This window comes from Mycobacterium sp. E1386 (assembly GCF_001672745.1).
Lineage (GTDB): Bacteria > Actinomycetota > Actinomycetes > Mycobacteriales > Mycobacteriaceae > Mycobacterium.
The window spans coordinates 1-749 of sequence record NZ_LZKH01000073.1 but is presented as its reverse complement, the minus strand read 5'-3'; the positions used below and the strand labels follow the sequence as shown (position 1 = coordinate 749).

1 protein-coding gene is annotated in these 749 nt (G+C 60.9%); it reads right to left on the bottom strand.

Annotation, left to right across the window (positions count from 1 at the left end):
• The coding region (locus tag A5709_RS07690; RefSeq protein WP_156767993.1) for an MCE family protein at positions 1 to 713 on the bottom strand (713 nt) is incomplete at its 3' end.
• Between the last annotated feature and the right edge of the window lie 36 nt (positions 714 to 749).

Genomic DNA, 749 nt, shown 5'->3' with positions numbered 1-749 from the left:
GCAACTTCAACTTGTCGGGCTAGGGGAAGAAAGCTGATGTGGAACAACACTGTTCGCCCCTTGCTGGGTCTGGCCACGTCGGCGTAGGCGTTGAGCACCTGTGGGGCCACCGAGAGTTCGTGCCTCAGGGAGGTCAGGCTCGGGTCGATCTTGGTCAACAGCGCGTCCAGATCGGCCAGGGTGTGGCCGAGTTTGTCACCGCGGCCGCTGAACGCTTGCGCGAGAGCGCCAAGGGTCTCATTGAGCTTTTCCGGTTCGATCTGCGACAACACCGACACCAATTGCTCGAACACGGTGTCGATTTCGACGGTGACATGCTCAGAGTCAAGGATTTGGCCCGCCTTCAGCGACTGGGGGGAGGGATCGGGCGGTGGGATGAGTTGCACGAATTTCGACCCGAAGACGGTCGTTGATTCGATGTCGACGCCGGTATTGGCGGGAATCAGATTCAGCCAGGAGGGATTGATCGCCAGGTGAATCGCGGCCCGGCCGTCGGGCAGGTTGTCGATCGAGGAGACCTTGCCCACTTGTGCACCATGCAGCTTCACCTTGGCGTCCGGGTTCATCACCAGTCCCGCCCGGGGCGATAGCACCGTGACCGGCACCGATTCGATGGCACCGCCTTCGAACAACACGATGGTGGCAGCGACGATCGCGCCGATCACACCGACGGTGGCCAGACCCAGCAAGGGGCGAACAGTGTTGTTCCACATCAGCTTTCTTCCCCTAGCCCGACAAGTTGAAGTTGC